At 44.5% G+C, this 19,754-nt stretch carries 19 protein-coding genes; all 19 read left to right on the forward strand.

The window, feature by feature from the left end:
* Positions 1 to 11 precede the first annotated feature (11 nt).
* The 19 genes from J4N43_RS01840 (at position 12) to mreD (ending at position 19,751) form a co-directional block, all read left to right on the forward strand.
* Positions 12 to 1,457, forward strand: a complete 1,446-nt coding sequence (locus tag J4N43_RS01840; RefSeq protein WP_158159802.1) for an MSHA biogenesis protein MshI — start codon at positions 12 to 14, stop codon at positions 1,455 to 1,457.
* Positions 1,454 to 2,104: a type II secretion system protein GspM gene (locus tag J4N43_RS01845; protein WP_158159801.1), complete on the forward strand. Its 651-nt coding sequence runs from the start codon at positions 1,454 to 1,456 to the stop codon at positions 2,102 to 2,104. The genes J4N43_RS01840 and J4N43_RS01845 overlap by 4 nt, the downstream gene beginning before the upstream one ends.
* Entirely contained in the window at positions 2,097 to 2,429 is a 333-nt protein-coding gene (locus J4N43_RS01850; RefSeq protein ID WP_005381196.1) for a hypothetical protein, read from the forward strand. The genes J4N43_RS01845 and J4N43_RS01850 overlap by 8 nt, the downstream gene beginning before the upstream one ends.
* Before the next feature lie 20 nt (positions 2,430 to 2,449).
* Positions 2,450 to 4,090 (forward strand): pilus (MSHA type) biogenesis protein MshL, encoded by a 1,641-nt coding sequence (mshL, locus tag J4N43_RS01855; protein ID WP_033907420.1) that lies wholly within the window; start codon positions 2,450 to 2,452, stop codon positions 4,088 to 4,090.
* A gap of 44 nt (positions 4,091 to 4,134) precedes the next feature.
* Positions 4,135 to 4,980, forward strand: a complete 846-nt coding sequence (locus J4N43_RS01860) for an ExeA family protein (protein WP_005381192.1) — start codon at positions 4,135 to 4,137, stop codon at positions 4,978 to 4,980.
* On the forward strand, positions 4,965 to 6,071 hold the full coding sequence (locus tag J4N43_RS01865) for a tetratricopeptide repeat protein (protein WP_158159800.1): 1,107 nt from the start codon (positions 4,965 to 4,967) through the stop codon (positions 6,069 to 6,071). The genes J4N43_RS01860 and J4N43_RS01865 overlap by 16 nt, the downstream gene beginning before the upstream one ends.
* Entirely contained in the window at positions 6,068 to 7,792 is a 1,725-nt protein-coding gene (mshE, locus tag J4N43_RS01870) for an MSHA fimbrial ATPase MshE (protein WP_158159799.1), read from the forward strand. The genes J4N43_RS01865 and mshE overlap by 4 nt, the downstream gene beginning before the upstream one ends.
* A gap of 8 nt (positions 7,793 to 7,800) precedes the next feature.
* A complete protein-coding gene (locus J4N43_RS01875; protein WP_005381186.1) occupies positions 7,801 to 9,024 on the forward strand; it encodes a type II secretion system F family protein in 1,224 nt (407 codons plus the stop codon).
* A 3-nt stretch (positions 9,025 to 9,027) separates the two neighbouring features.
* On the forward strand, positions 9,028 to 9,489 hold the full coding sequence (locus J4N43_RS01880) for an MSHA biogenesis protein MshF (protein WP_158159798.1): 462 nt from the start codon (positions 9,028 to 9,030) through the stop codon (positions 9,487 to 9,489).
* Between the two features lie 290 nt (positions 9,490 to 9,779).
* A complete protein-coding gene (locus tag J4N43_RS01885; protein WP_158159797.1) occupies positions 9,780 to 10,274 on the forward strand; it encodes a type II secretion system protein in 495 nt (164 codons plus the stop codon).
* A gap of 66 nt (positions 10,275 to 10,340) precedes the next feature.
* On the forward strand, positions 10,341 to 10,565 hold the full coding sequence (locus J4N43_RS01890) for a type II secretion system protein (protein WP_199266800.1): 225 nt from the start codon (positions 10,341 to 10,343) through the stop codon (positions 10,563 to 10,565).
* 124 nt (positions 10,566 to 10,689) lie between these two features.
* Positions 10,690 to 11,169 (forward strand): type II secretion system protein, encoded by a 480-nt coding sequence (locus J4N43_RS01895; RefSeq protein ID WP_158159796.1) that lies wholly within the window; start codon positions 10,690 to 10,692, stop codon positions 11,167 to 11,169.
* Positions 11,166 to 11,747, forward strand: coding sequence for a type II secretion system protein (locus J4N43_RS01900; protein ID WP_158159795.1), 582 nt, complete (start codon positions 11,166 to 11,168; stop codon positions 11,745 to 11,747). The genes J4N43_RS01895 and J4N43_RS01900 overlap by 4 nt, the downstream gene beginning before the upstream one ends.
* On the forward strand, positions 11,747 to 12,460 hold the full coding sequence (locus J4N43_RS01905) for a PilW family protein (RefSeq protein WP_158159794.1): 714 nt from the start codon (positions 11,747 to 11,749) through the stop codon (positions 12,458 to 12,460). The genes J4N43_RS01900 and J4N43_RS01905 overlap by 1 nt, the downstream gene beginning before the upstream one ends.
* Positions 12,450 to 12,884, forward strand: a complete 435-nt coding sequence (locus J4N43_RS01910; protein WP_025767605.1) for a hypothetical protein — start codon at positions 12,450 to 12,452, stop codon at positions 12,882 to 12,884. The genes J4N43_RS01905 and J4N43_RS01910 overlap by 11 nt, the downstream gene beginning before the upstream one ends.
* A 4-nt stretch (positions 12,885 to 12,888) precedes the next feature.
* Positions 12,889 to 17,031, forward strand: coding sequence for a DUF8613 domain-containing protein (locus tag J4N43_RS01915; protein WP_199266799.1), 4,143 nt, complete (start codon positions 12,889 to 12,891; stop codon positions 17,029 to 17,031).
* A 151-nt stretch (positions 17,032 to 17,182) separates the two neighbouring features.
* On the forward strand, positions 17,183 to 18,226 hold the full coding sequence (locus J4N43_RS01920; protein ID WP_005381144.1) for a rod shape-determining protein: 1,044 nt from the start codon (positions 17,183 to 17,185) through the stop codon (positions 18,224 to 18,226).
* A gap of 150 nt (positions 18,227 to 18,376) precedes the next feature.
* On the forward strand, positions 18,377 to 19,273 hold the full coding sequence (gene mreC, locus J4N43_RS01925) for a rod shape-determining protein MreC (RefSeq protein ID WP_005381142.1): 897 nt from the start codon (positions 18,377 to 18,379) through the stop codon (positions 19,271 to 19,273).
* On the forward strand, positions 19,263 to 19,751 hold the full coding sequence (gene mreD / locus J4N43_RS01930; protein ID WP_005381141.1) for a rod shape-determining protein MreD: 489 nt from the start codon (positions 19,263 to 19,265) through the stop codon (positions 19,749 to 19,751). The genes mreC and mreD overlap by 11 nt, the downstream gene beginning before the upstream one ends.
* Positions 19,752 to 19,754: the final 3 nt, after the last annotated feature.

A 19,754-nucleotide genomic window follows, 5' to 3' on the forward strand; every position in this document is an offset into this window, starting at 1 on the left:
AGATAATAATCATGGATTTCAAAGCACTATTCGACAAGCTTAAGCGATCATCTAGTGGTGGTCGCTCCTGCTTTTTGGTTATTCAGCCAGACGCCGTTTATTTATCATCTTCAATCAAAAGTAGTCGTCCATACCAATTTGATATTTCTGAGTCCAATTGGGAAAAAGCCGTTGAGCAAGCATTGAGCGTTGCAGCGAGTGCGTATGATTCATTAACGGTTATTCTTTCTCATAACTATTACCAGATGTACCAAATCGACAAACCGGTCATGCCGCGTCAAGAATGGCCAGCCGCATTACCGTTTTTGTTGAAAGAACTGATCTCTGAGCGTGCTATCGACATTATTGCCGATGCGGTCGAGTTACCGAATTCAACCAAAGTGCAAGCATACGTCTTATCGCGAAAAATATTGGATAAGATTGTGTTACTGGCCAATCGAGCCCAGTTACCATTAGAAGCCATTCTTCCTGAAGACGATATTTGGGGAGAGACTGCTGGTGAACTAGGAAACTTCCTATTATTACAACGCAGTGTGCGTGGTCATTTCCGTATAAGCGCTTTTGTCGAAAATACTATTGCGTTCCACCGCTCTATTCGCAGTGTGACGCCACCGTTAACGGGGGTTCCGTCTAGCGATTTACAGATGGACAGTCTGTCGTTAGAACTGCAACGTTCGATTGACTATCTTTCATCTCAGTTACGCCACGTGCAATTACATCAATTGAAAGTGTGCTGTGATGAAGAGGATGAGAGCGAGCTTGTTCAGGCTCTGAACTACCGTTTAAGTACTAAGGTTTCACCGTTATTACCACCAGAACATGAGCTATCAGGGCATGTTTTGGCTGACACTGCGGCTACTTCAAATACTCGACGCGTCAACTTATATCCCGATTACTTAAAACCGAAAAAAGAGCTCCTGACGCTAAAAAATATCGCGTTATCTTGGGGCGTTGCGGCGGCTGCAATTCTATTTTCTTACGGTTATGTCACTTGGCAGAGCAGCGGTTTGGAAGATGAGATTGCTATTGTAAAAAGTAAAGGCGATATCATGAAGTCAGAGCTTGAACGTTATCAAGTCAAGCTACGTAAACATCAACCTGACAATAATAAGCTGGCAGCTAAAGCCCGCTTAGAGCGTGAAGTCAAGGCGAAGCGAGACTCGCTTAAAGCTGTCGGGAAATACGATGACTCGCAACGCACGGGTTACTCTGGCGTGATGCAATCATTAGCGAAGCTAGGAAACCAAGAAATTTCTTTGTCCGAAATTCGAATCAATACCCATACCTTAGACCTGAAGGGACTAGCGAAAAAACCGAGCTCAGTGCCAAATTGGGTTAGCCAATTTAAAAACGAAATTAGCTTGGTTGGCCGAACGTTTGACGACGTCAAAATAGGTCGAAATGATAAGGATATTGTGACGTTTGAACTAAAAACGCGCGAGGATAAAGAGAAATGAACGAATTCTGGCTCTCATTAGAAGGGCGCTTTGGCGAAATGAGTACGCGTGAAAAAGTGCTCACCGCATTGTGCGGTTTAGTTGTCGTGATCATGTTGCTCTTTACGCTGGTATTGGAGCCAAAGCTTAACGATATCATCAGTAATGAGAGGCAACTAAGTAATTTAAAGCAAGCCAATCAAAAGATTGAAATCGATACGCTACGTATTCAGGCGCAACTTAAGAAAGATCCAAATGCTGAGATTGATCGCGCGATATCTAATCTGTTAGCTGAGAGTCAGCATCTTTCGATGCAATTAGCGGAGATCATCGAGCATCTTATTACACCTTCGCAAATGGCTGAGCTGCTTGAAAATGTGTTGGAGCAGCAAAGTGGCATTCACCTTTTGTCTCTGCAAACCTTGCCATCTGAGCCAATAACGGAAGATAAAGAAGCATCGCAATACTCTGGTTACTACGTGCATCCTGTTCGTATGGAACTGACTGGTGACTATTTTTCTATTGCTAATTATCTGAATAAATTGGAGAGCCTTCCTGCGAGTTATTACTGGCGCAGCTTTAGTTATAAAGTCGAAGAGTACCCGAAAGCGAAGCTTGTGTTAGAAGTCTACACACTAGGATCTAGAGAGGAGTTTATTGGTGGTTAACAAACTCATCATCTCATTGCTTGTTATGGCAGCGGCAGGAACCGCTTGGGCAAACCAGGACCCAACGGCCCCACTTGGTTGGGAAAAGCCAGCGGTTGAAACGTCAGCGAAACCAAAAGTTAAACGGTATCGACTGCCTAAGCTCAACAGTATTGTGTGTAAGCCAAGTACTGATTGTATCGCGATTATGGATAACAAACTTGTCGAAAAAGGCGAGCTATTTAAGGGTTATCGCGTCGCGAGCATTAATAGTGAATTTGTAACTTTAAAGCGTGGTAACCGTCAGTGGGACCTAGAGCTTTTTGATTTAAACGTAAAACAATAATAACCAGAGCCCGATCAGATATGCGCAAATTAGTTGTAGGAATAACGATTGCTTCTTTAATGGGATGTTCAATGGGTCATCGGAATCCAGTGGAAGTTAAAGAAGCGCTCAATGAATCGATCAATCAAGCGAACAGCCGCACATTGGAAGAAATCCCTTCTTCTGTTGAGGCAGACTTGATGCCAAATTTAGACTCGAACGTTGCATCAGAGCAAGGCACCTCGAAGCGTTTTCGTATTCAAGCGAATGCGGTCGATGCAAGAAGCTTTTTCGCCTCGTTGGTGAAAGGCACAGAGTACAGCGTGGCGATTCACCCATCGGTACAAGGTAATATCACCGTCAACTTGTCAGATGTGACATTGGATGAAGTTCTGAATGTCGTACAGAATATGTATGGCTATGACGTGGTGAAGTCTGGCAAAGTTATTCAAATCTACCCAGCAGGTATGCGTACTGTGACCATTCCAGTCGATTACCTACAGTTCAAGCGTTCTGGTCGCTCGTTAACCAGCATTGTTACGGGCTCTGTAACCTCGGCTGGTACGTCTAATTCTGGTGGTAGCTCAGACAGTTCTGACTCGTCAGACTCTAACAATGGAAACAACAACGATAGCTCGACCACATCTACGGGCGGTACACGCATTGAAACCATCACTGAAAGTGATTTCTGGCCGATGCTGCAGCAAGCTGTTGCGAATCTAATTGGTTCAGGCAAAGGGCAAAGTGTGGTTGTAACGCCACAAGCGGGAGTTATTACGGTTCGAGCATTTCCAGATGATATTCGCGAAGTACGCGAGTTCTTAGGTGTATCGCAGGAGCGCATGCAGCGCCAGGTCATTCTTGAAGCTAAAATCCTAGAAGTGACGTTGAATGATGGCTACCAACAAGGCATCAACTGGTCAAACTTATCGGCGTCAATTGGTAACTCGGGTAGTATCGTAGTCAACCGCCCTGCATCGGCATTACCACCATTGGATGCGATTGGCACGCTATTGGGCGGTCAAACTAACGTGACTATTTCGGATGGTAACTTCAATGCAGTGTTGAGCTTCATGTCTACGCAAGGTGACTTGAACGTCCTTTCGAGCCCTCGTATTACCGCTGCCAACAACCAAAAATCTGTCATCAAAGTGGGTACCGATGAGTACTTTGTTACCGAGCTATCGAGCAATGCAGGCAACGGTGAAAACTCAAATGCAGTTCCTGAAGTGGAACTGACGCCATTCTTCTCGGGTATTTCCCTCGATGTGACTCCGCAAATTGATAACAAAGGCAATGTGTTCCTGCATGTTCACCCCGCAGTTATTGAAGTCACGGAAGAAGTGAAGCAATTGAACTTGGGCGGAGATTTCCAAAACATCCAACTGCCATTAGCGAAAAGCTCTATTCGTGAATCAGACTCGGTTATTCGTGCTAAAGATGGCGATGTTGTGGTTATCGGCGGGTTGATGAAACAGCAAAATCGTGAGCTTGTTTCTAAAGTCCCATTTTTGGGCGATGTACCAGCACTGGGGCATTTGTTCCGCAACGTGAATAACGTAACTGAGAAAACAGAATTGGTCATCTTGCTAAAACCGACCGTAGTTGGCGTGAACTCTTGGCAGAAAGAGCTAGAGCGCTCTCGTGATCTGCTGCAAGAGTGGTTCCCAGATGCGCAATAAGCGCTGGGAAAGGTTCTGTTTTTCAATAGGTTTGTGATTTGAGTATGTACTTGTCACACTTTGGGTTCCGAGTTCAGCCTTTTTCGTTAACCCCAAATACAGAAATGTTCTTGGGGTTAGTCCCTCACTATGAGGCGATCCAAACCATCCTAGCTGCCGTGCAAATGGGAGAAGGGGTGATTAAGGTGACGGGAGAAGTAGGCACTGGAAAAACCATGGTATGCCGTAAGCTGATCGAGCAGATTGAATCTGAAGTTGAGCTTATTTACTTACCCAATCCAGTGTTGAATGGGGAACAGTTGCAGTTTGCTGTCGCCAGAGAGTTGGGTATCGAGAACGATGATCCGCTGCGTATCGTTTCCCTCATTCAAGAGCACTTGATTCAAGTACATGCCTTGGGAAAGAAAACCGTCTTGATCGTTGATGAAGCGCAAGCTCTTTCCCCACAAGCTTTAGAAACATTGCGTCTATTTGGCAATCTAGAAACGGAACAAGATAAGCTCATTCAATTGGTGTTATTCGGACAACCTGAGTTGGATGAAAGATTGGCTAACCATGAGCTAAGGCAATTTCGTCAACGCATTACGTTTAGTTGCCAGTTACGTCCTCTCTCTATCGATGAAGGCGTGGCTTACATCAATAATCGTTTAGATAAAGCAGGCAATGGGGCGCACATTTTTTCTATTGAACAGAAAAAAGCGATTTGGCGTTCATCCATGGGGATTCCGCGCTTGATAAACCAAATTAGTCACAAGTCGTTGCTTGCTGCATTTAATGATCGTTGCACACTATTGAAAAATCATCACGTTTACGCCGCTATGCACGATACGTTTGATGCCCGTAAACCTAAGTTTAAAACACCCGTATTTTGGGGATGGAGTCAACCTTGAGTGCCATCAATAAAGCATTATCAGAACTTGCTGAAAAAACATCGCCGTCAGAGCTTACTCGTGCGGAGATTCCAAGTGTCTCACGCAGTAAACCTTGGCTTTGGCTTGTCGCCGGTTTTTCGTTAAGCCTTGCGGTTGGTAGCTGGGCGGTCTCTCGCGGTCCTGTCCCTTCAGGCGAGCTATCACAATTTCAAACCGACGCTATGCCATTGTCGTCTGTGAATGTCTCACCAATTGTTTCATCGGAGCGCACTCACTCGCCAACGAGTAAAATGACGCCCGATACAACTCAAGTGGTTTACACTAAACCAGCCACACAGCCGGTCGCGCAACAGCCTCACATGCAAGAGACTGATAGGTTCACGCCAAAATCTGAGATAAATATCGCCTCTGATGATTCAGTTTTACTCGCGCAGTTAGCAACGATGCCGAGCGAGGAACAATACGATCACGTAACCCACACGACAGCAGAAAACAGTTCAATGAGTATTGAGCAGGTTGAGCTTACACATCGTCAGCTTTCCCTTAAGGCTGTTAGTCGAGCGGAAAAGGCACTCGATGCTAACGATATGCAAACAGCGTTATCGGCTTATGCCGAGGCGTTGCGTTATGAGCCAATGAATGCAGACACGCGTCAAAAGTTATCAGCGTTGTACTTTGGTAAAGGTGACACGCGTAAAGCATATGAGATTATTCAAGAAGGCATCAACCTAGATACGAACAACCAAGTACTCCGCTTGGCCTTGTCTAAGTTGTTAGTGAAAGCTAATCAACCTGAAGCGGCGCTGAGCCCGCTTGTTCATTTGCCTCCAGTACCAAGTCGAGATTACTTGGCGATGCGTGCGGCATTGGCACAAAAACACAAGCAAAATGACATTGCGCTTGAGAGCTATCAACTCCTAACTCAGCGTGAGCCGGAAAACGCGCGCTGGTGGTTAGGTTTGGCTATTCAACAAGAGCGCGCCCTGGCTTTTACTGCCGCGATTCACTCTTACAACCAAGCTCTGGGTAAAGTTGGCATTTCGAATCAATCGCAAGCATTTATCCGTGACCGTTTGAGCATCTTGAAAGAGTTGGAGAGCGCACAATGAAAATTCAGTTGAGAAAACGCTTGGGCGATCTTCTGGTTGAGGAAGGTATCGTCTCTGAAGAACAAATCCAGCAAGCACTAAACGCACAACGCAGTACCGGGCAGAAGCTAGGGGATGCGTTAATTGACCTTGGCTTTATTACCGAAAAGCAAATGTTGGACTTCTTGTCTCAGCAGCTTGGTTTGCCACTGATCGATCTTGGTCGTGCGCCTGTGGATGCCGAAGCCGTGCAGATTCTACCTGAGGTACACGCACGTCGCTTACGTGCGATGGTCGTTGCTCGAAATGGGGACACCCTGCGCGTTGCTATGAGCGACCCTGCGGACTTGTTCACTCAAGAATCATTGATGAACTTGTTAGGTCAATACAACCTTGAGTTCATTGTTGCTTCAGAGCGTCAGCTTATTTCAAGCTTTGACCGTTATTACCGCCGTACTAAAGAGATCGCCTCCTTTGCTGAACAGCTGCATGAAGAGCATAAAGATGTACAAAGCTTTGATTACGGTATTGATGAGGCCGACAGTGAAGAGGTTACCGTTGTAAAGCTGGTTAATTCCATGTTTGAAGATGCGGTACAGGTTGGAGCTTCGGATATTCATATTGAGCCAGACGATCAAGTATTGCGTTTGCGCCAGCGTATTGATGGCGTATTGCATGAAACGCTCTTAAATGAAGTGAACATTGCATCGGCTTTGGTTCTTCGACTGAAGTTGATGGCACACCTAGATATTTCTGAAAAGCGCTTGCCACAAGATGGCCGATTCAATATCAAAGTTCGTGGCCAATCAATTGATATTCGTATGTCGACGTTACCAACGCAGTACGGAGAATCTGTAGTAATGCGTCTGCTTAACCAGTCCGCTGGTTTGCGTCCGTTAGAAGAGTCGGGCTTGCCGCCAGACTTGCTTGCTCGCTTACGTCGACAGTTGGCGCGTCCGCACGGCATGATTTTGGTTACCGGGCCGACAGGTTCCGGTAAAACCACCACGCTTTACGGCGCATTGAGTGAGCTCAACGAACCTGGGAAAAAGATCATTACAGCAGAGGACCCGGTTGAATATCGTCTGCCTCGCATCACTCAGGTACAGGTTAACAGTAAGATCGATCTAACTTTCTCGCGTGTTCTGAGAACCTTTTTACGTCAAGACCCAGACATCATTCTTGTTGGTGAGATGCGTGATCAAGAGACGGTAGAAATTGGTCTGCGAGCTGCACTAACGGGTCACTTAGTATTGAGCACTCTTCACACCAACGATGCTGTCGACAGTGCGTTACGTATGATCGATATGGGTGCGCCGGGTTACTTGGTTGCTAGTGCAGTCAGAGCCGTGGTGGCGCAGCGTCTTGTGCGCCGAGTTTGCCCAGATTGTAAAACAGAAGACCACTTAGATGAGTCTCGCCAGCAGTGGTTAGCTGGGCGTTTCCCAAATCAAGTTAGCACCATTTTTTATAAAGGCGCAGGTTGCCAAAACTGTAACTTGACTGGTTATCGAGGCCGAATCGGTGTGTTTGAAATGCTCGAACTTGAGCAAGAGATGATGGATAAATTGCGAGCCAATGATGCGGTTGGCTTTGCGCAAGCCGCGCGCCGCTCAGAAAACTATAAGCCACTGCTTGCTTCTGCAATGGAACTGGCGCTACAAGGCACCGTCAGTTTGGATGAAGTGATGACCCTAGGTGAGGGTGATGCTTCTGGTAAGACTGATCCCATTTTCATATAGGTAAGTGAATGCCAACTTTTCGTTATCAAGGCCGCACGCTAGACGGCTCATCCACTAACGGCAAAATCGAAGCAGTGAACTCAGAAGCTGCGGCGGAAGCATTGATGAACAAAGGGGTCATCCCGCTCAATGTACGGTTAGAGAAAGAGTCGGCAAAAAGCCAAGTGAGCTTGTCTAAGCTGTTTGTGCCTGCTATTCCGTTGGAAGTAATTATTCTTTTCTCTCGTCAGTTGTTTAGTTTGACTAAAGCTGGCGTACCTTTGCTGCGCTCTATGCGTGGCTTGTTGCAAAATTGCGAAAACAAACAGCTCAAAGAGGCGCTAGAAGATGTCGTTTCTGAACTGAGTAATGGCCGAGGTTTGTCTTCTGCGATGCAGCAACACAGTAAAGTATTCAGCCCACTGTTCGTTTCTATGATCAACGTCGGTGAGAATACGGGTCGGCTTGACCAAGCGCTATTGCAACTGGCGAATTACTACGAACAGGAACTTGAGACTCGCAAACGCATTAAAGCGGCGATGCGTTATCCAACGTTTGTCATTATCTTTATCACCATCGCCATGTTTGTATTGAATATCTTGGTGATCCCTGAGTTTGCATCGATGTTCACGCGCTTTGGGGTTGAGCTACCATTGCCAACGCGTATTTTGATCGCGACTTCTAATTTCTTTGTTAATTATTGGGTGTTGCTGGTTGTGGCAATGATTGGTGCGTTTACGGTGTTCAGAGCCTGGGTGGCGACGGCTGATGGTCGGGAGAAGTTCGATAAGTTTCGGCTTCGGCTGCCAATTGTTGGCGATATCGTTAATCGTGCGCAGCTTTCTCGTTTTGCTAGAACCTTCTCGTTGATGCTGAAATCAGGGGTGCCACTTAACCAGTCTTTGGCTTTGGCCGGGGAAGCCTTAGGGAACCGTTTTTTAGAAAATCGAATTCTTGAAATGAAGTCCGCAATTGAAGCGGGTAGCACCATTTCAGTGACGGCCATCAACAGTAAAATATTCACCCCATTGGTGATTCAGATGATTGCAGTAGGTGAAGAAACTGGTCGTATTGATGAGTTGCTGCTGGAGGTGTCGGACTTTTACGATCGAGAAGTCGATTACGATCTAAAAACGCTGACCGCAAGAATAGAACCATTACTTTTGGTGATTGTCGCAGGCATGGTCATGGTGCTGGCATTGGGTATCTTCTTACCAATGTGGGGAATGCTCGACATCATCAAAGGCGGCTAATAGGTGGTTGAAAATCAAAGCCGAGCAACGCTTATTGTATTTGGGGTTATTGCTACGATTATGGCGGTGGGTTTGGCGGTCAAATTACGTCCTGTGACCGAGCAAGCACAAGTAACTGGAGCGAAGTTAGCGAGAGTTTGGATGCAAGACAGTGTTCAGCGTTATCGTCAAGCTTGGCTAGTACAAGGCGAGCCAGAACATATGCTGATGGATGGCTTAAACCTTACTATGACTGAGGGCGGGTTAGTGTCTCCCTTTACTCAGCAAGGTGTATTAGATTGTGGTTATTGGCTAGCGGTGCATTACCCCCAACGTAAAATAATGACCAACAAGTTAATAGATATCAGTGGAGCCATCAAAACTGATCGTTATGTCTGTCAATACACTTATGAAAATGGTCAGTCGATTGTAGTTATCTCAACTGCTAATCAACTGAAAATATACGTCGAAATGTCGGCGGAGTGAATTTTTTGACACCTAAGCACTATAATTGGTAATGAAAGTCGGTATAATGCAATCATTACCATAAGTAACAGGCTGTAATAGTAGGTAAACAATAATGTGTTTTTCTCATTTCAGCATGAACTGAATAATGGCGAATCGTCATTCTGCTCAAGCGGTAGATACAGTATCCCTTCACGGTCAGTTTTAGTGAACGTTGCTGCCCCAAACCGTTTTGACAATATCCAAAATGGTCGCGTGACCTAAACAAAACTTTGCAGTTGTACTGCATGCTTACATAGAGAGAGTAAACAATGAAAAGACAAGGTGGTTTCACCCTTATCGAATTGGTAGTGGTAATTGTAATCCTAGGTATTCTAGCGGTAACTGCAGCACCACGTTTCCTTGATTTACAAAATGATGCAAGAAAAGCGTCTATTCAAGGGTTGAAAGGTGCTATTGATGGTGCAGCGGGAATTACATATGGAAAAGCGGTAATTGATGGAAAAGATAGAGAGACTGGCGCTGACGTCGAAGGTATTACTGCTGATTTCGGTTTCCCTGTGGCTGAAGCAGGTGGTATTGATAAAGCTGTTCAGGGGCTAAGCGACGATTGGGCTTTAGCCGTTGTTTCTGGGGGTAAAAGTGTAGTTGCTACATTTATTTCAGATACTAACAAAAAAGGCTACCATGCTAATAATAATGAAGAAAATATAACTAAAGCCAACTGCTATGTAACCTATAATGAAGCTACTGGTACGGGGGCAACGCAACAAGCTTCGACATCAGTTATTAATACAGGCTGTTAATATAGCATAAAGGCCAGCTAGTCTGGCCTTTAACTCTATATTTTGATTGATCTCGGAATAGTTCATATGCGTAAATCATCAGGTCTTAGTGCAATAGAGTTTGTGGTTGTGCTGATTATCTTAGGTGTGATCGGTTATGTGGTATTACCAAGATTTATCAGCTTTGAACCAGAAACTTACGAGGCTAAGTGGGAGCAAACCAAGCAAACCGCTGAGCATGTTTCTGAAACGCTGAGCAATAAAGAAACTTACGATCGAATTGAAGAAGAGATTGGCCGTTCAAAAGAGTAAAGTAACTAGACATTGGTTATTTGTTCGTCTGTTCACACTTCGAATCGAAAAATTATAAACCTATCATTAATCTCATAATTTCATCGTATACTTATCTCGCTTGTTCTAAGCCTAAGGTTGGGTTATGAAAATTCGCAGCTCTGCATTAGGATTCACTTTAATGGAGTTAATCCTCGTGATTGTTCTCCTCTCTATCCTTTCACTTTTTGCAGCCAGCCGTTTTATGGGATCTGGCAATTTCTCTGCATATGCATTACAAGAACGCGTGATTTCTGTGATTCGCCAAGTGCAGGTGAATCGTATGCAGTCGAATGCTACAAGTCCTGATAACAACTTTCGTTTACAAGTTTCTAGCTCATGTGTTGGTTCGGTTGCTGCCTGTGCACTAACAGGCAGTGCACGAGATGCTCGTAGTGACGTGGTTATCGATAAGTCCGCAAGGTTTTCCGTTATCAGCGGTGCCGCAAATACAATTAATTTTAACCTTCTCGGCAATCCTGTAAGTGGTGCTGTAAACATCTTAATTGAAGATAAGCATGGTCGAAGCCGCTGCCAAGTTGAAATAAATTCTCAAGGTTATGTTTCAAAAGGCACATGCTCATGAAGAAATCTAGTGGCATGACTTTGATAGAAATGATCATCGCGATTGTTTTAATGGGCATTGCGATGGTGGCGTTTACTTCTTTTCTTGTCCCTCAGATTCGAGATTCCGCCATCCCTCATTATCAAACCCGCGCTGCCGCATTAGGCCAAGGTTTCATGTCGCAGATATTGGCGCGAGGCTTCGATGAAAACAGCGACTTTGATGGTGGCACCGTTCGGTGTGGTGAGAATGGAGTGAGCTGCACTGACGTAAATAAATTAGGTGTGGATAAAAAACTAGACGGTTCCTTGGAAACAACGCCTAGTGATTTCAACGATGTAGATGACTATATCGGGTGTTGGAGCACATCTACAACAGCTTCTCAGTGTGATGGTGCCTCTAGAGGGAATATCAGTGATGTACTTGGTGCGGACAGTACTGAGCAGTACAAAAACTTTAGATTAGAAGTTAGTGTTGCCTATGATGATCTGACGGATAAAGCTCCCGATGAAATAACCGAATACAAAAAAGTAACATTAAGGATTTTTGCGGGGAACACGCAGCCCCTTACTTTAACAGCTATTAAGGGGAACTACTGATGAAAGATCGTGGTTTCACCTTAATGGAAATGATAGTTACGATTGTGGTCGGCAGCTTCATCATGTTGGGGATAGCTGGGTATGTCCAGTTAGGAATGAAAGGTTACGCTGATACTATCGATCGCCAACGAATACAAACACAAGCTCAGTTTGTTTTAGAAAAGATGACGCGTGAAATCCGCCATGCTGTACCTAATAGTTTTCATGTGCCAAAAGGAACAACTAATTGTCTAGAGTTTGTGCCGATTGAATATTCTGGTTTTTACACGTTTAAGAATAATGACTTAGAGTTTTTGCTAGGTAATGACTCAACGCTTAATCCTATTCCTACGAATCGCAGGATGGTGATAAATCCGAGCCGATATGAAGATTTACAATCAACTTCTTCGCGAAATATAGCCATTGGTGGTTTAGCTAAAACAGGTAAGGTTTTTGTTGTTAGTGGGGGGGCAAGTACGATTACGGGATCCTCTGTTTCTAGCCGTCTTTATATTTATCAAGAGAAGTCGGAGGTTCGCTACTGTTTTGATACCAAGCGAGTTACGCGAAATGGTATTACAGTTGCGGATAGTGTCGATACGTCCGTAAGTGGTATGCGTTATCTAGAGTCTACTCTGCAACGAGGTGGTTTAGTTCATATTAATCTAGAGTTTGAGCAGGATGGTGAACGTAGTGTGTATCAACAAGATGTGCAGGTGCTCAATGTCCCGTAAAAGAAACTCTAGCGGAAATGTACTAATCATCGTGTTATTCGTCATTATTGTAATGGGATATTTGGCTTCCTCTTTAATGAAAGTTACATGGTCGAATCAAAGCGGATTAACAAGAGAGTTTTTGGGAACAAAAGCTTGGTTTGTTGCTCAGTCCGCCAATGAGTGGGCACTGACCAAGATGTATCCGTTAGATACAAGTACAACAGATATCGAGACCGTATGCAGTGGGGAGGTTAGCGGTGCCGTTCCGCCGGTAGCTGTGGGAAGTGGGTGCAAGGTTAATGCGATGGCATGTACAAATATAGGTACTTTCAATGAGGGTACCCCTGACGCTGAATCTCTTTTTAAGGTGCAGGCCACGGCAACGTGTGGTTCTGGGGTTATACAGGTACAGCGTCAGCAAGAAGTTTGGGTTAGGGATTAGGATAATGAAAAGAATAATAATTACTGCTTTATTCGTCAGTTTGTTTTCTTCTGAAAGTTTTTCTGCTGTTCCAAATGATATGACTCCATATTGGTCGATTAGTCAGGGGAAAATGAAAGCCAGAGGGAGCTTCTGTGGTGGGTATTATTATGATTTTGGCAACTATATTTGTCCCAATGGTCTTACAATGAATGTAGGCCAGTCAGTCAACGCTTACCGTGATATCAACATTCATGTTTATGGTGGTGTTGAACTTAAAGGAAAAAATACTTTAGGAAGCAGTGAACATTCGATCAATATCCTATCCAAGAACAGCGATTTCAAAGGTAAAAATGACATTGAAATTTTTGGGCGTGTGGAGTCTTTCGGTGCAGTTGAACTCAAGAACGATATTAAGGTTCACGGTTTAATCTACGTATCCCACGGAAAGGTGCTTCTTGAAGATGCAGAAGTACAAGGCAATGTTACCAGTTACTCTGATGGTATTGAGATAAAAGGTAAAAGGAATGTCATTAATGGCAGTGTTGAGGGGGCTAAAGACGTAACTCTCTCGAAAGTAACAGTGAATGGCAATGTTACGAGTACGGGTGGACAAATTAAAACGGAGAGCAATGGTAACAGGATTCATGGTGATGTTATAGCGCATGGTGATATAACGTTGAAGAAGACGGTTGTCGAGGGGAAAGTTACAAGTCAAGGCGGTGAAGTAAAGACAGAATCAAATGAAAATGAAATTCAAGGTGATGTTTGGGCACGAAGCAAAGTTACTTTAAAACAAACGAAAGTTACTGGGGATGTAACTAGTGAAGGTCACGAGGTGATCCTAGAGAGCCATAACCAAGTACACGGAAATATTCTCGCTCTACATAAAGTCGATATTAAAAACTCATTGGTTTGTGGCCGGGTAGAATCAACAGGTAGCGAAGTATCGTTGACTAACTCTAAACTCGATCAAAATCGAGGTGTTTATACTCTTAGTGAAGCGATTCAGTCCCACGGGAAAGCCACAGTAAAAAGCTCGACCGTCTGTGGTTCTGTTAACTCAAAATCACATTCTTACGAGTACAATGATAGTGACATTTATTGTGGTGTAGATGATCCCAACTGTCAGCCCCCCCAGACCGGAGAGTGCCCAATAGAGGCTGTAGCCTCACTTTGTCCTGAATTAGTTCCTGTTATTCCTCCAACACAGCAATGTTCACTATTACCAGAAGAAAACTTCAATTCAGGTTCATTGTCAAACTGGTCGGTGATGGGCTTTGGTACCAGTGACGAGCCCCATATCTCTGATGGACGTTTCATCTTAAACTCAAATAAACCAGAGCAGGCAACAGCCTCCGCATATAACTATATTTTTCCGTCAGATCAGAACTATTTAGAGATTGAGTTTGATCACAATGCATATGGTGGGAATGGTGCTGACGGTGTTGCGCTGGTGATTTCTGATGCGAGTGTCCCTCCTCAAACCGGGGCATTTGGTGGTCCGCTTGGTTACGGGATGAAGCTTCTAAAGAATCACTACCCTGAAGTCTCCAAAGATGTAGAAGGCTTTGCTGGTGGCTGGCTAGGTATTGGTATTGATGAGTTTGGTAACTACATTCGTGAAGGGAGCGAGAAAATCGTTTCAAATAGTGTTGCTGATAATGTTGGGGTGCGTGGACAGGGCGTCCAAGATGCGAATGGTAAGTGGTTGAAAGGTTATCCGTATATCACTGGCAAAAAATACAGCAGCTCGTTGGATAATCGAAAAGGTAAAGAGAAACTGCATCGTTATAAAGTAGTTTTAAATTCGCGTAACACCGATACGATAACGCTGGCTGTATTTCGAAAAGTCGGAAAAAATGGCGGATGGGATCCTGTTATCGAAGAGTTTAACGTTTTGAAAAAAGGTGGTTTTAACTATATTCCAGATAACTTCCGTCTGTCGGTAACGGCATCCACAGGTATGCTTACCAATACGCATGATATTGATAACTTCCGAGTCTGTGCGGACAAGTACTCGCGATTAACAGATGGTATTCATCATTTCGAGTTTGACTACTCAGGCTCAGGCAGTACGTGTCAGGCTTCTGATGTGACACTTAGAGCTTGTATGAATGAAAGTTGTTCTGAGCAATATCCTAGAGATGCATACGATGATGGCAGCTTAACGCCTCTCTCTGTCACTTTACTTCCATCTACTGGCAATAATGTTGCCAACTGGGTTGGTGGTACAAATGTACAGTTTGAGAATGAAACTCAGCTTGAGCTGCAAGGTTCAAGAGCTGGCGATATTACTTTGGGTATCGATCAAAGTTCCGTACCACAGTTTGGCTTTGAAGGGGCACGATGTCGAATTAATGGCGGGCCACTATCTGCTAACAACTGTAATGTAACCTTCGCTTCAAATGTGCTTGCGGTGAATGTTAATGATGTAGTTGCTAGTCGCGAATCTACGGGGGAGGACTACCTATCGTTTTGTTCAACTCGAACTGAAGACGGCGGTGAATCTCGCGGTGTTAATATGTCGATTGATTATGAAGTGGCACCGATCGATAGCTCTCAACCTGTCGTGATTTCTTACAAGAAAAAAGTGAAAGATCAGGCTGTAGAATGGAGTTCAAATGTCGAGCTAACCAGAGCTAATAAATACCTGCCTAATGTTTATTTTGATGATGAAGGCAAGGCATTCTTTAAGTTGAGATACTCTGAAGCTGGAAAGGTCAAACTTAAAGCCAGTGTTGAAGGTGTTGATGACTCGGATGGATTCGGCAGCTTCGTTAGTTTTCCTTCAAAACTGAAAGTTACTGCAAAGAGTGGTGATAAGAGCGGAGAGTGCACCAACAGTAAAAATGGCTGCTCTTCGGGGTTTGTTGCTGCTGGTGAAGTTTTTGAGTTAACCATCTCGGCATTGCAAGATGATGATACGGTTGCTGAGAACTATCAAGAGAAGACTATTACGGTTAGTAATAAAGTGAAGTACCCGTCTAATGGTTCATTAGCCAAACTTCTAAATGAGAAGCTACCAGAATCAAGTAAATGGTCTCGTGGCAGTGTGACGTTTGATCAATCGGTTTCAGAAGTCGGTGTTTTCGAGCTTATTGCTGAGGCACCAGTTGCTAAAGATGAAAATGGCGATGATATTGGCACATCTCTATATCTTGGTAGTAATGCATTTAAAATAGCCGATGGTAAGTCAACCATTGGGCGCTTCTATCCGGATTACTTTAAAGTCACCGGGACAGAGTGGACCTACCCTGATAATCAGAATCAATCTGTATATATGGGACAGAATTTTGAATCGGTTAAGTTTGAAGTCACAGCATATAACGCTAACGGTTACACAACTCAAAATTATGGTGGTTTTGCCAATTCTTTAAAAGCAGATTTGTATTTGGCTGGTGGTTACTCAGATAGACTTAGCATTTTGGATTCCGATTTGACTAGTGATAACTGGTCGGGAGCTGTGTGGAGCAAAACTTGGGATAACTCAGTTTATTGGCGTAAAGATTTATCTTTGCCGAGTCCCGATGGTCCATTTAATTCAAAACTACCGGCAGACAAGGATAGTTCCATCGAAACGTCTATTTCGCTTTCACTTAATAATAATGGAACTAAAGTATCTGGCTATGTTGATCCTACGATGTTCTTAAAAGAAGGGCAAAATAGCACTGAAGATAGAATGGTTTCGCAACAGCTACTATCGCAACCTGATGTCAGGTTTGGTCGCATAGCTCTGGATGATGTGGGAGTGAATCAGGGTAAATCTGTTAATATCCCCCTTAGAGTGGAGTATTGGAGAGATACCCGATTCGTTTTAAACAGTAAGGATAACGGGACAACAGTGTCCCCAACTCTAAAAAGCCAGGAGCCAGTTTGGCCTGATGATGGCTCCGACTGCGACATTTTACTTGAAGGCGTCAGAACGACGGTTAACGATGGTGCCATGCGTGAACTTATTGCTAAGCAAGAGCGCGCAGACTGTGGACGTCAACAAGCTGAAGTTTGGCTTAATCTCGACCCTAGTGGTAACAACCTCCCTTGGCTCAAATATGATTGGGACAATGATGGCTCCGAAGAAAACCCATCCTCCGTCGTCACCTTTGGTATTCATCGAGGTAACGATCGCGTGATTTACCGTGGTGAGCCAGGGTTAACCGGACAGTAACAACTTAGGTTTTTGCCCTTAAGTTAGGAAACTGCAAGAAATTGAGGCTTTCTGCTCATGTTTGTGTACCAATACCTTGCTGTGACAGCGAGGCATTGGTACATTTAGAGCAATTTTTGTCTTCTATATTTTTGCAGGATGAGCGAAGAGTATGTTTAAGAAACTTCGTGGCATGTTTTCTAACGATCTATCTATCGATTTAGGTACAGCCAACACTCTAATTTACGTAAAAGGGCAAGGAATTGTCCTTGATGAACCTTCTGTAGTTGCTATTCGTCAAGATCGTGTAGGTTCTGCAAAAAGCGTTGCTGCAGTCGGTCACGCAGCAAAACAGATGCTTGGTCGTACACCTGGCAACATTTCCGCTATTCGCCCAATGAAAGACGGCGTAATCGCTGACTTCTACGTAACCGAAAAAATGCTTCAGCACTTTATCAAGCAAGTGCACGATAACAGCATCCTAAAGCCAAGCCCACGTGTTCTTGTTTGTGTTCCTTGTGGTTCTACCCAAGTTGAGCGTCGCGCAATTCGTGAATCAGCACTTGGTGCTGGTGCGCGTGAAGTTTACCTAATCGACGAGCCAATGGCGGCGGCAATTGGTGCTGGTTTACGCGTATCTGAGCCGACAGGTTCAATGGTGGTCGATATCGGTGGCGGTACAACTGAAGTTGCCGTTATCTCTCTAAACGGTGTGGTTTACTCATCGTCTGTACGTATCGGTGGTGACCGCTTTGATGAAGCTGTGATCAACTACGTACGTCGTAACTACGGCAGCTTGATTGGTGAAGCAACGGCTGAAAAGATCAAACACGAAATCGGTTCTGCTTACCCAGGTGATGAAGTTCAAGAGATTGAAGTTCGCGGTCGTAACCTTGCAGAGGGTGTGCCACGCAGCTTTAGCTTGAACTCAAACGAGATCCTAGAAGCGCTTCAAGAGCCGCTATCTGGCATCGTATCAGCAGTCATGGTTGCACTAGAACAGTGTCCACCAGAGCTTGCTTCAGACATTTCTGAAAACGGTATGGTACTAACCGGTGGTGGTGCACTACTTAAAGACCTAGACCGTCTACTAATGGAAGAAACTGGTATTCCTGTGGTTATCGCGGAAGATCCACTAACGTGTGTTGCGCGTGGTGGCGGTAAAGCACTAGAAATGATCGACATGCACGGTGGCGATCTGTTCTCTGAAGAATAAAGGTTTAGGTGAAGCTCATGTCGGGCTTCACCTTCATTTCTGCTCTCTCTGTAATTCAAACATGCTCCATACCTAAAAGTATTTAGTTAAGTATTTTTAGGTTGCCAAGTAAGGCTCAATAATCATGGAAGCAATCAGGTCAAAAACAAGATGAAACCGATTTTCGGCAGAGGTCCGTCTCTGCAATTACGTCTGTTTTTTGCTGTCATCGTGTCGGCGAGCTTAATGCTGGCCGATAGTCGTCTAGATACGTTTTCCAACGTTCGATACCTACTAAACAGTATGGTTGCACCGATTCAGTACGCAGCGAATTTACCTCGTAGTATGTTCGATGGCGTATTTGAACGTTTTAATTCTCATCAGGCATTGGTTGAAGGCAATCGCAGCTTAAAGCGAGAAGTGCTACGCCTGAAAAGCGAGCTTATCTTGCTCGACCAGTATAAAGAAGAAAACCAACGCTTACGTAAGTTGTTAGGATCTTCATTTGTCCGTGATGAAAAGAAAGTCGTGACAGAAGTAATGGCGGTTGATACTTCACCTTATCGTCATCAAGTGGTGATCGATAAAGGCCGTATTGATGGTGTTTACGTTGGTCAGCCTGTTATCAATGAGAAAGGCATCGTTGGTCAGGTCACGTTTGTCGCAGCGCACAACGCACGTGTTCTGCTGCTAACGGACGCGAAAAATGCAATTCCTGTCCAGGTGATCCGCAATGATATCCGAGTGATCGCATCGGGCAATGGTGAAATGGATGAAATCCAACTGGAGCACATTCCAACCAGCACAGATATTCAGGTTGGTGATTTATTGGTGACATCCGGTTTAGGTGGTATTTACCCTGAAGGATATCCAGTCGCGACGGTTACCAATGTGGATCACGATACGCGTCAAGAGTTCGCCTCAATCAAGGCTGAGCCGGTTGTGGAATTTGATCGCTTACGCTACCTACTGCTGATTTGGCCGAATGAAGACCGTCAACACAAAGTACTGCGGTCCAATGTAGATGAAGGGTTAGAGCAAGAACAAGAGGTAACCGATGGCCAATAATGTATTGAGTAGCCGAATGGTGATTGGCGTCAGTTTCTTCGTTGCGCTGGTACTGCAAACCATTCCATGGCCAGGTGTGTTAGATGTGTTACGTCCGTCATGGTTGTTCCTTGTCACGTGTTATTGGGTGTTGGCACTACCGCACCGAGTGAACGTCGGAACTGCGCTAGTGTTGGGCTTATTGTGGGATATCTTGATCGGCTCAACGCTTGGAATTCGTGGCATGATGATGTCGATCGTTATCTACCTTGTGGCGCTGAATTTCCTGTTGATTCGCAACATGGCATTGTGGCAACAGTCGATTTTAATTGCCTTTTTTACTGCGTTATTGGAAGTTTTGATATTCTGTGGGGAATATTTGAACCAGGACGTAGTATTTAATCCATTATCTCTGTGGACGGCGGCAATAAACTGTATACTTTGGCCATGGATGTTTTTATTAATGCGACGAGTTCGTCGTGCATGGCACGTAAGGTAAAGC

It is taken from the genome of Vibrio sp. SCSIO 43009 (genome assembly GCF_023716525.1).
Lineage (GTDB): Bacteria > Pseudomonadota > Gammaproteobacteria > Enterobacterales > Vibrionaceae > Vibrio > Vibrio alginolyticus.

What these genes read in the sequence shown, in the direction of transcription:
- mshE (WP_158159799.1), top strand. Translation starts at nt 6,068, where the DNA reads ATGAAAATTCAGTTGAGAAAACGCTTGGGCGATCTTCTGGTTGAGGAA.
- J4N43_RS01860 (WP_005381192.1), top strand. Translation starts at nt 4,135, where the DNA reads ATGTACTTGTCACACTTTGGGTTCCGAGTTCAGCCTTTTTCGTTAACC.
- mreC (WP_005381142.1), top strand. Translation starts at nt 18,377, where the DNA reads ATGAAACCGATTTTCGGCAGAGGTCCGTCTCTGCAATTACGTCTGTTT.
- J4N43_RS01910 (WP_025767605.1), top strand. Translation starts at nt 12,450, where the DNA reads ATGTCCCGTAAAAGAAACTCTAGCGGAAATGTACTAATCATCGTGTTA.
- J4N43_RS01895 (WP_158159796.1), top strand. Translation starts at nt 10,690, where the DNA reads ATGAAAATTCGCAGCTCTGCATTAGGATTCACTTTAATGGAGTTAATC.
- J4N43_RS01875 (WP_005381186.1), top strand. Translation starts at nt 7,801, where the DNA reads ATGCCAACTTTTCGTTATCAAGGCCGCACGCTAGACGGCTCATCCACT.
- J4N43_RS01845 (WP_158159801.1), top strand. Translation starts at nt 1,454, where the DNA reads ATGAACGAATTCTGGCTCTCATTAGAAGGGCGCTTTGGCGAAATGAGT.
- J4N43_RS01885 (WP_158159797.1), top strand. Translation starts at nt 9,780, where the DNA reads ATGAAAAGACAAGGTGGTTTCACCCTTATCGAATTGGTAGTGGTAATT.
- J4N43_RS01890 (WP_199266800.1), top strand. Translation starts at nt 10,341, where the DNA reads ATGCGTAAATCATCAGGTCTTAGTGCAATAGAGTTTGTGGTTGTGCTG.
- J4N43_RS01905 (WP_158159794.1), top strand. Translation starts at nt 11,747, where the DNA reads ATGAAAGATCGTGGTTTCACCTTAATGGAAATGATAGTTACGATTGTG.
- J4N43_RS01840 (WP_158159802.1), top strand. Translation starts at nt 12, where the DNA reads ATGGATTTCAAAGCACTATTCGACAAGCTTAAGCGATCATCTAGTGGT.
- J4N43_RS01900 (WP_158159795.1), top strand. Translation starts at nt 11,166, where the DNA reads ATGAAGAAATCTAGTGGCATGACTTTGATAGAAATGATCATCGCGATT.
- J4N43_RS01865 (WP_158159800.1), top strand. Translation starts at nt 4,965, where the DNA reads ATGGAGTCAACCTTGAGTGCCATCAATAAAGCATTATCAGAACTTGCT.
- mshL (WP_033907420.1), top strand. Translation starts at nt 2,450, where the DNA reads ATGCGCAAATTAGTTGTAGGAATAACGATTGCTTCTTTAATGGGATGT.
- J4N43_RS01920 (WP_005381144.1), top strand. Translation starts at nt 17,183, where the DNA reads ATGTTTAAGAAACTTCGTGGCATGTTTTCTAACGATCTATCTATCGAT.
- mreD (WP_005381141.1), top strand. Translation starts at nt 19,263, where the DNA reads ATGGCCAATAATGTATTGAGTAGCCGAATGGTGATTGGCGTCAGTTTC.
- J4N43_RS01915 (WP_199266799.1), top strand. Translation starts at nt 12,889, where the DNA reads ATGAAAAGAATAATAATTACTGCTTTATTCGTCAGTTTGTTTTCTTCT.